Genomic DNA, 8,678 nt, shown 5'->3' with positions numbered 1-8,678 from the left:
CCCCGGGCGGAGGCCCGACCCGGCCCGTACGACTCCCGGCGCGCCCGCGCGGACCGCCCTGCCGCCCGACACGGACCGGCTGACCGCCGTGCCGGGGCACGGCGAACACGGGCACGGGAACGGCACCGTGAACCGGCTGGGTCATGGCCGCCACGGCGGCTGGAGCCGCGGGCGCGGCGCCGCGTCGGGCATGACCCGCTGACGACCTGCTGACGACCCGCGGCGGGGTCGCCGGCCCGCCCGTACGGGACGGTGGGTGACACTTCCGCGGCCCGAGCCGCCGTAAGGAGTGGGCCGACTGGTCATCGGCCCGGTGGACGCCGGCTCTCCCCGTGCCGGTGGCCACGACACAGAGCGCGGCCGGGTGCGTTTTCCCCCTGCCCGGCCGCGCTCGCCGTACACGGGGCCATGCGAGCGCCGCGCGGAAGGTCCCGGCGCCAATCGCGCCCGCTGCGACGACGCGCCGCTAGGGTCTGTCGTGTGGGTCCGGCGTGGGGGAGTCGGCGACCGACGGCAACGCGGCAGATGTGCGTTCCGGGCGACGCGACGCCTGCGGGCATCCACCCGTTACAGATCCTCAAGTCCGTGGGTGGGCCGGTCTGTTCACGCGTCCGCCAGCTCGTGTGGCGCGGGCGCGGGCACACCCCCAGCGAGCCAGCGGAGGCGGAGAGCATGACGCGCGAGTCGGAGTCCGGTCTGCCGATCGAGCCGGTGTACGGCCCGCAGGACCTGGACGGCTGGGACCCCGCCGAGCGGCTGGGCGAGCCCGGTGGCTACCCGTTCACCCGCGGCGTGTACCCGTCGATGTACACCGGCCGGCCCTGGACGATGCGGCAGTACGCGGGGTTCGGCACCGCCGCCGAGTCCAACGCGCGCTACCGGCAGCTCATCGCCCACGGCACGACGGGCCTGTCGGTCGCCTTCGACCTGCCGACCCAGATGGGGCACGACTCCGACGCCCCGATCGCCGGCGGCGAGGTCGGCAAGGTGGGCGTGGCGATCGACTCGATCGAGGACATGCGGGTGCTCTTCGACGGCATCCCGCTGGACCAGGTGTCCACGTCGATGACGATCAACGCGCCCGCCGCGCTGCTGTTGCTGCTCTACCAACTCGTCGGCGAGGAACAGGGCGTGCCGGCCGGGAAACTCACCGGCACCCTCCAGAACGACGTGCTCAAGGAGTACATCGCGCGCGGCACGTACATCTTCCCGCCCAAGCCGTCGCTGCGGCTGACCGCGGACATCTTCGCCTACTGCCAGGCGGAGATCCCCAAGTGGAACACCATCTCGATCTCCGGCTACCACATGGCCGAGGCGGGTGCCTCGCCCGCGCAGGAGATCGCCTTCACGCTCGCCGACGGCATCGAGTACGTACGCACCGCGCTCGCCGCCGGGATGGACGTCGACGACTTCGCGCCGCGGCTGTCGTTCTTCTTCGTGGCGCGCACCACCATCCTGGAGGAGGTGGCGAAGTTCCGGGCCGCCCGCCGGATCTGGGCGCGGGTGATGCGCGAGGAGTTCGGGGCGAAGAACCCCAAGTCGCAGATGCTGCGCTTCCACACGCAGACCGCCGGGGTGCAACTCACCGCGCAGCAGCCCGAGGTGAACCTGGTCCGGGTCGCCGTGCAGGGCCTGGGCGCGGTGCTCGGCGGCACCCAGTCGCTGCACACCAACTCCTTCGACGAGGCCATCGCGCTGCCCACCGACAAGTCCGCGCGGCTCGCGCTGCGCACCCAGCAGGTGCTCGCGTACGAGACGGACGTGACCGCCACGGTGGACCCGTTCGCCGGGTCCTACGTGGTGGAGCGGATGACCGACGACGTCGAGGCCGCCGCTCTCGAACTGATGCGCAAGGTAGAGGAGTTGGGTGGCGCGGTGAGCGCCATCGAGCACGGCTTCCAGAAGTCCGAGATCGAGCAGAACGCCTACCGGATCGCCCTGGAGACCGATGCGGGCGAGCGGGTCGTGGTCGGCGTCAACCGCTTCAAGCTCGATGAGGAGGAGCCGTACGAGCCGCTTCGGGTGGACCCGGCGATCGAGGCGCAGCAGGGGGCGAGGCTGGCGAAGCTTCGGGCCGAACGTGACCAGGACGCGGTCGACCGCGCCCTGGAGGCGCTCTGCGAAGCCGCAGCCGGCACCGACAACGTGCTCTACCCGATGCGGGAGGCGTTGCGCTGCCGCGCGACCGTGGGGGAGGTCTGCGACGCCCTGCGCGGTGTGTGGGGCACCTACGTCCCCACGGCTGGGTTCTGAGGGCGCCGGACGGGGGCGCGGGGGGCACCTCCCGGCGAAGCCAGGGGGAGAACCGCGCGACCAGCCGTCGTCATGGCGCGGGTCGCCACCGGCCCAAGGGGGTTGGTGCTGTCGTAGCCGGCCACCGGCCGGTGGATGGTTGCGCGCGCGGAGGCCCCGTAGAACGCACTTTGGTGCGGGACGGGAACGGCGGACCGTGGAAGCCATGGGGGCGTACTGCGGCTGCGGGAAGTGCATGGTCGGTGTGCGTCGGCTGAGCCGGAAGTCGGACGCCACGTCGTCGCCGACGCGGCAGCGGAGCAACCGAAGTACCCGCGCACATGCGGAAAGGCCCCGCCCGACCGAGGTCGAGCGGGGTTTGCCGGCTCACCGCCGCTACGAGACGGCTACGCGTTCGCAGCCGGGCCGGTGGCTCGCTTCTCCTTCGGTTCCTTCGTGGCGGGTTGCTCCTCACGCTTGCGTTCCAACGCGACGACCGGGCAGTTCAGCACCTTGGCGATCTCCCGAAGGCGCGCCGCTCCGGCGTTGCGCCTGCCCGATTCGAACTCGCCCATCAGTTGCACGGACTCCATCTCATCCGCCAGTCGCCACAGCGCCGCCGGCGAGCTGTACCCGTCCGAGGGCAGGTAACACGCTTGTCCGCCAGGCCCCGGCCAGGGAAGTCGCCGAGCGCTCACCGCCCAGCCCACCTAGTCACCAGGACAACGGCGCCGCTCCTGTGCGCCACGGCCGAAACGGCCCTCGCGGTCGACCACCAACACCCCATAAGCTCATGCATGTCGGCCTGCTTTCATCAGGTTGTCCACGCCCCCGGACCTTGCAGCGGTCGCGGGGGTCTCGTGACGTTTCCTCCGGTACTGGGACGATCGCGTCCCGGCTCTAGTAGCTTTGCGTGTCAGATGAGTCCGGCACAGTAGTTGTGTGTCCGCTGCTGTCCGCACCCGGCAGCAGCCATTGACCGAGCGCTGGGTGCCCGAGGTGAGTTGGTCGCCCTGTCAGATGCAGCGGCCGGCCCGTCAGTGCTGGAGCGAGCTGACTCCTTGAACACGGCCTGCGCGAAACGCTGGCAGCCGGGACCCTTTCGGGAGCTGGACTGAGCGAGGTGGAGTGGACGGTCGCGCGACACGGTCGAGCCACCCGATACCGGCCGGAGTCCGAACTGTTGCAGTGGCGGTGGCAGAGGACACCGAATGTCTCTCCACCATCCTCGGAGAGATCGAGCAGTACTACGGCGGTGCACCCGTGCCGGGCGATCCCGAGCAGATCCGCCGTGCGCTCTTCTCCGATCGACCGGCCGCGACTGTGCTTTTGGCCCGCGACGGTGACATGGTTCTGGGCATCGCGTCGTACACCTTCCTCTGGCCGGCGGCAGGTGCGGACACCTCGCTGTACCTCAAGGAGCTGTATGTACGGCCGGAAGCTCGCCGTGGGGGCGTAGCACGTGCACTGATGGCCGAGCTGCAAAATGTCGCCGCCGCATCGGGCTGCTCCAGGATCGAGTGGACCGCCGAAACGGACAATCCCGCCGCCCTCGCGTTCTACGCAGCGCTAGGGGTCGCGCCTGAAGGCGGGAAGGTCTTCTACCGGTCCACCCTGTAGGTCCGTCTTACAAGGTCGTGGCCGGGGCCGCCCTCTCGCTCACGGTACGGGGCGCACCGGACCGTCAAGGGCCCCTGGCCTGGTGGGCCCCGTCTAACGGGTCGCGTAGGTGAGGACGCGGTGGCCCAGGAGGGACTCGACGCAGTCGAGGATGGCGAGGGCGTCCTCGGCGACCGTGCCCGGAGGGCGCCCCGCACGGGAGCGCTCGCCGATCTCGCGGAAGAGTTGTTCCTGCGCCCAGCCGAGCTGGGAGGCGACCAGGCGGGGCGTGGGATCGCCCGGCTCGGCGCCGGTCTCGGCGGTGAGCGTCTCGGCGAGCGCGTCGACCATCTCGCGGGTGGTCGTGTCGAGGCGGGCGGAGAGCGTGGGCTCGGCGCGGACCATCTCCAGGAAGCGGGCGAAGCCCTGGGTGAGGCCGACCATGCGGTCGCCGTGCCGCAGCTCGCCGCGCAGCGCGGCGAGGACGGCGCCGGCCGCGGACTGGCCGGGCGCGCGGTCCTTGACGATCTGCACCATCCGCTGCGCGGACGCTTCCTCCGGGTAGAAGACCAGGTCCTCTTTGGAGGGGAAGTACGTGTAGACGGTGTTCACGGACACTTCGGCGGTGCGGGCCACCTCGGCGATCGTCACCCGGGCGAAGCCGTGTTCGAGGAACAGCCCGGTGGCCACCTCCGCGATGTGCCGCCGGATCTGCCGTCGTTTCTCGTCGCGCAGGCCGACCGCGAGGATCGCCTCGGCGCGCGTCGGCTGTTCGCGCAGGCTCCCATGGGTGATGTCGCTCACCGTTCCATCGTAGGGCAGGGCGTATGAGCTTCCGTGTCCGTTAATCGGGGCGCCCGGCCGGCCAGGGTCGGGCGCCCCGGGCTCAGCCGAGTGCGGCCTTCTTCAGTGCGCGGGCGCCGCGGGCCACCTGGCGGACGGCGCGGACCCGCGGCACCAGCGAGCGCCGGGACGGGAGCGCGCCGGGCAGGCCGAGCGAGGTCAGCCGGCGCCGCTTGAAGTAGGGCTGGACACCGGCGCCGAGGTGGCCTTCGAGCCAGGTCACCGTCTCCGCCCGCAGGTGCGGGTACGCCTCGGACTGCATGCAGTAGCCGACCGCGTGCAGCAGCGGGGTGAGGCCGCCGGCCACCTGCTCCGGCGAGGGCGCGGTCCAGCCGCGTACGGCGTCGGGGTCGGACACGTCGGGTAGCAGCGCGTGCACGATGGTCACCGGCATCCGGTTGCTGTTCTGGTACGGCGAGAGCCGGTCGAGCAGCAGTTCGGTGCCGCTGCGGGCGACCGGGATGTCGTACAGCGCGGACGCGGTCAGCAGCGCGGTGGAGAAGCAGCCGGCCACCAGGGCGGGGCGGGCCCGCTGGTAGATCACCTCGGCCAGTACCGGGGTGTCCAGCACGGTCAGTTCGGCGCCGAGCCCGCGGGCCTCCTCGCGCAGCGGCTCCAGCCAGTGCGAGGGCGCGGTCGGGTGCGGCTTGAAGACGAGCCGGCGGTGGCCGAGGGCGACCGCGCCGCGCACCAGCGACAGGTGCAGCCTCTCCTCCTCGGCGACACTGAGGATGCCCAGCGCCGAGAGGTACTGGCCGAGCAACAGGGCCGCGTCGCACGGCAGTTCCCGCACCGGGTCGGGGCCGGTGCCGGGCCCGCGGGTGGCCTCGGCCACCTCGGCGAGCACTTTCGTGAACTCCGAACTCGGCACCACCCGCGAGGGCACCCCGAACTCGCTGAGCAGCAAGGGCTCCAGGCCGGGCACCAGGTCGAGGTGGAGCAGCGCGTCGATCCGGCTGTCCACCAGCAGCCCGAGCTTGTTGCGGGTCGGGCCGTACGACATCAGGCCGTCGGCGTAGACGGTGATCGGAGCGCCGGTGAAGACCTGCGCGAAGGAGAGCGCGGGCGCGACCTGGATGGACTCCACGACCAGGTCGAGTTCGTCGTCGCCGAGTTGCCACAGCTGCCGGAAGTACCGGTCCCACATGGGGATTTCGTCGGTGCGCGGGGACCAGCCGCCGGGGTGCATCGGCCGGATCGCCTCGTTCCAGGACACCACCTGGTCGAAGCGGGTGCGCAGCGGCTCGAAGCCGGGGGCCAGGTCCGGGCCGTCGTGGGTCTCGGGCACGGCCGCGTTGTTGCTGACCACCAGGACGCGGCGGTCGGCGGGCGGCAGGGCGCCGGCGTCGGCGGCGGCGGCGAGCGTGGCGATCCCGTACAGGGTCGAGGCGAGGAGGAGTTGGGTGCGGGCCATCACGCCACCGCCGATCCGCTGGTCGCGTTGTCGCGTACGTCGGAGTCGGCGTCGGAGTCGCCGTTCGTACCGGGGCCAGGGCTGTCGGCTCTGGCCGCCATCCGGCCGCGCAACCGGCGTACCCGGGCGCTGCGTTCGGCGTCCATCGAGTCCAGCGCGTCGGCGAGCAGGTCCGCGGGCAGCCGGCCGAGGGCGGCGGCGGACATCGTCTTCAACCGCCGGGCCAGCGCGGGCTCGAACCGGTCGATGTTGTCCAGGTGGTGGGCGACGATCGCGCAGTAGGTGCGGATCGCCTTGGGCAGGAACCTCTCCTCGTCGGGGTCGCCGGCGAGTTCGGCGATCACCTGGTCGAAGGAGCGGACGAAGTCGAGTTGCCGCTCGTCGCCGATCTGGGTGAGCGAGGTGGTCACCCCGCGCCGGTAGTGCACGCCCAGCAGGCCGACCACCGCGCAGGACCTGGCCTCCCGGTGCAGCCGCCAGATCCACGGCCGGTCCTCGGCGGTGCGCAGGTGCGCGGGCATGTGCACCAGGCCCTGCTCGACGATCCGGCGGTGGTAGGCGCCGGCCCAGGAGTAGGGGTAGTCGACGAGGGTGGGGCGGTCGGCGGGCAGGATCGCGGCGCGCGGGTCGAGCCGGGCGTTGCGGCGGCCGTGCGGGGCGCGGATCACGTTGCGGCTGGAGCCGGTGCACTGCACATGATCGGTGCGCAGGAAGTCCACGTCCAACTCGTCCATGGCGCCGACCAGTTGTGGCAGATAGCCGGGGGCGAGCCAGTCGTCCCCGTCCATGAAGGTCAGATACTCGCCCCGGGCCTCGTCGATGCCCGCGTTGCGCAGCGCCGCGACGCCGGTGTGGTCGCGGCGGATGATCCGGGCGCCCGGCAGCGAACCGACGCCCTCTTCGAGGAGTTGCGGAGTCCGGTCGGTCGACCCGTCGTCCATCAAGAGGAACTCGAAGTCCTGGCGGGCGTTGGCACGCAGACTTCGCAGCGCATCGGGGACGAATGGCTGCACATTGAAAAACGGCACGATGACGGAGAGCTTGACCACCCGATTACCTTAAGCCGCCGCTCGGCTCGGTACTTTGCCAATTGCGTACTTCCAGGTAAACGGAGAATGGCGAGCAGGTGATTCGCTCGCGACGGCCGGCCGCTCGCAAAGTAGCGGCATTCTGTTTACCTTCCGTTGGCCTTCGATTGGCCCATTCCACCCACCCGCTTCCTACTGTCTGCGACGTGCCAGAACGTACGTCAGGGCCCTTGCGGGTCACGGTGATCGCCGATTCGGACACCCGGTGGAAGTGGGGTGCGCTGACCGCGCGCCGGATCGCCCCGGATGCGCGGCTCGATGCCCGCTTCCTGCGCGGCCGTGCCACGCCCACGCCGCGCCAACTCGCCGAACTCGGTATTCCCGCCGACTCGATGACCGAGCAGACCGCCGCGGAGATACTCGCCGAGACCGGCGCCGACAACTGCGACGTGCTCGTCATCTCCTGCGTGGGCGGCACCATCCAGTGCTTCCTGCACGGCTTCGACCGCGCCTGGCGCGGCCACCCGCGCCGCCCGGTGGTGGTCACCGGCTACGTCGGCGTGGTCTACGAGAAGCTCGCCGACGGCCTGCTGCTGCGGGCCGGCGCCGACGTGGTGCTCGCCAACAGCACCGACGACGCGCTGCGGTTCCGTTCCGTGTACGAAGGGGTCGGCTTCCCGACCGGCGCGATCGTCGAGACCGCGCTGCCGTTCCTCGACGGCGCACCGTACCGGCGCGACGACACCCGGCCGTTCACCGTCACCTTCGCCGTACAGCCGTCCGCGCCCGCCGAGCGCCCCGAGCGGCTGTACCTGCTGCGCCGGGCGGTGGAGCACGCCCGCCGGCGCCCCGAGCGCGAGGTGCTGGTGAAGCTGCGCAGCATGCCCGGTGAGCAGACCACGCACGTCGAGGAACACCCCTACCAGCACCTGATGGAGTCGCTGGACCCGCCGGCGAACGTCTCGCTGGTCTACGGGGCGATGGGCGAGGTGCTCGACCGTACCGACCTGCTGGTCACGGTCAGTTCCACCGCCGCGCTGGAGTCGCTGCACCGCGGCATACCCACCGCCATCCTCACCGACCTGGGCATCCGCGAGCCGCTCGGCAACCACCACTTCCTCGGCTCGGGCTGCCTCGCCTCCTGGGACCAGCTCGACGACGGCGAACTGCCGCAGGCCGACCCCGACTGGACCGCCGGCCACGGCGTGGCGACCGGCGACCCGTACGCCGACCTGCGGGGCCGCGTGAAGGCCCTGCACGCCGCCGGCCGGCTGCCGAGGCTGGCGCCGTACTACACGCTGCGCACCGCCCCCGGCTACCTGCCGGGCATCCTCGCCCGGCAGGGCCTGGACCCCGAGGGCCTGCCGGCCGCGCGTGCCGACGCCACGGGCGGCGCCGGCAGCAACCGGGTCCGCAAGGCCGCCCGCCGGGTGCTGCGCAAGTCCGCGCGCACCGCCTACCGCCAGGGCGTGCAGCGCGTCGCCCCGGCCATCCGCCGCTGGGGCCAACTGTGAGCCGGCCGCGCTCCGCGGTCGCCGCCGGACGGCGGCCGGCAGGACCGG

At 71.8% G+C, this 8,678-nt stretch carries 7 protein-coding genes and 1 pseudogene; 4 read left to right on the top strand and 4 right to left on the bottom strand.

Annotation, left to right across the window (positions count from 1 at the left end; translation table 11 throughout):
- Nucleotides 1–202, top strand: a pseudogene (locus AC13HU_RS24695) (hypothetical protein); the annotation flags it as partial.
- 470 nt (nt 203–672) lie between these two features.
- Nucleotides 673–2,253 carry an acyl-CoA mutase large subunit family protein gene (locus AC13HU_RS24690; RefSeq protein WP_483044132.1) on the top strand — a complete coding sequence of 527 codons (1,581 nt, stop codon included), beginning with the start codon at nt 673–675 and terminating at the stop codon, nt 2,251–2,253.
- Between the two features lie 386 nt (nt 2,254–2,639).
- Here the strand turns inward: AC13HU_RS24690 and AC13HU_RS24685 are convergent, their stop codons facing one another.
- The gene (locus tag AC13HU_RS24685) at nt 2,640–2,807 is read right to left on the bottom strand and encodes a hypothetical protein (RefSeq protein ID WP_483044131.1); all 168 of its coding nucleotides are present in this window, start codon (nt 2,805–2,807) and stop codon (nt 2,640–2,642) included.
- Nucleotides 2,808–3,426: 619 nt separating this feature from the next.
- Between AC13HU_RS24685 and AC13HU_RS24680 the strand changes: the two genes are divergently transcribed.
- Complete coding sequence (locus AC13HU_RS24680) at nt 3,427–3,852, top strand: GNAT family N-acetyltransferase (RefSeq protein ID WP_483044130.1); 426 nt, start codon at nt 3,427–3,429, stop codon at nt 3,850–3,852.
- Between the two features lie 93 nt (nt 3,853–3,945).
- Here the strand turns inward: AC13HU_RS24680 and AC13HU_RS24675 are convergent, their stop codons facing one another.
- The 3 genes from AC13HU_RS24675 to AC13HU_RS24665 form a co-directional block, all read right to left on the bottom strand.
- Nucleotides 3,946–4,635 carry a TetR/AcrR family transcriptional regulator gene (locus AC13HU_RS24675; protein WP_483044129.1) on the bottom strand — a complete coding sequence of 230 codons (690 nt, stop codon included), beginning with the start codon at nt 4,633–4,635 and terminating at the stop codon, nt 3,946–3,948.
- A gap of 82 nt (nt 4,636–4,717) precedes the next feature.
- The gene (locus AC13HU_RS24670) at nt 4,718–6,088 is read right to left on the bottom strand and encodes a polysialyltransferase family glycosyltransferase (RefSeq protein WP_483044128.1); all 1,371 of its coding nucleotides are present in this window, start codon (nt 6,086–6,088) and stop codon (nt 4,718–4,720) included.
- Nucleotides 6,088–7,137 carry a glycosyltransferase family 2 protein gene (locus AC13HU_RS24665; protein WP_483044127.1) on the bottom strand — a complete coding sequence of 350 codons (1,050 nt, stop codon included), beginning with the start codon at nt 7,135–7,137 and terminating at the stop codon, nt 6,088–6,090. The genes AC13HU_RS24670 and AC13HU_RS24665 overlap by 1 nt, the downstream gene beginning before the upstream one ends.
- Before the next feature lie 185 nt (nt 7,138–7,322).
- On the opposite strand from AC13HU_RS24665, the gene AC13HU_RS24660 reads away from it, so the two are divergent.
- Nucleotides 7,323–8,630, top strand: coding sequence for a DUF6716 putative glycosyltransferase (locus AC13HU_RS24660; RefSeq protein ID WP_483044126.1), 1,308 nt, complete (start codon nt 7,323–7,325; stop codon nt 8,628–8,630).
- Nucleotides 8,631–8,678 lie beyond the last annotated feature (48 nt).

The organism is Streptomyces sp. NH27 (assembly GCF_056859195.1).
Note: the sequence above shows the minus strand (reverse complement) of the source record. Positions and strands in the feature narration are given on the sequence as shown.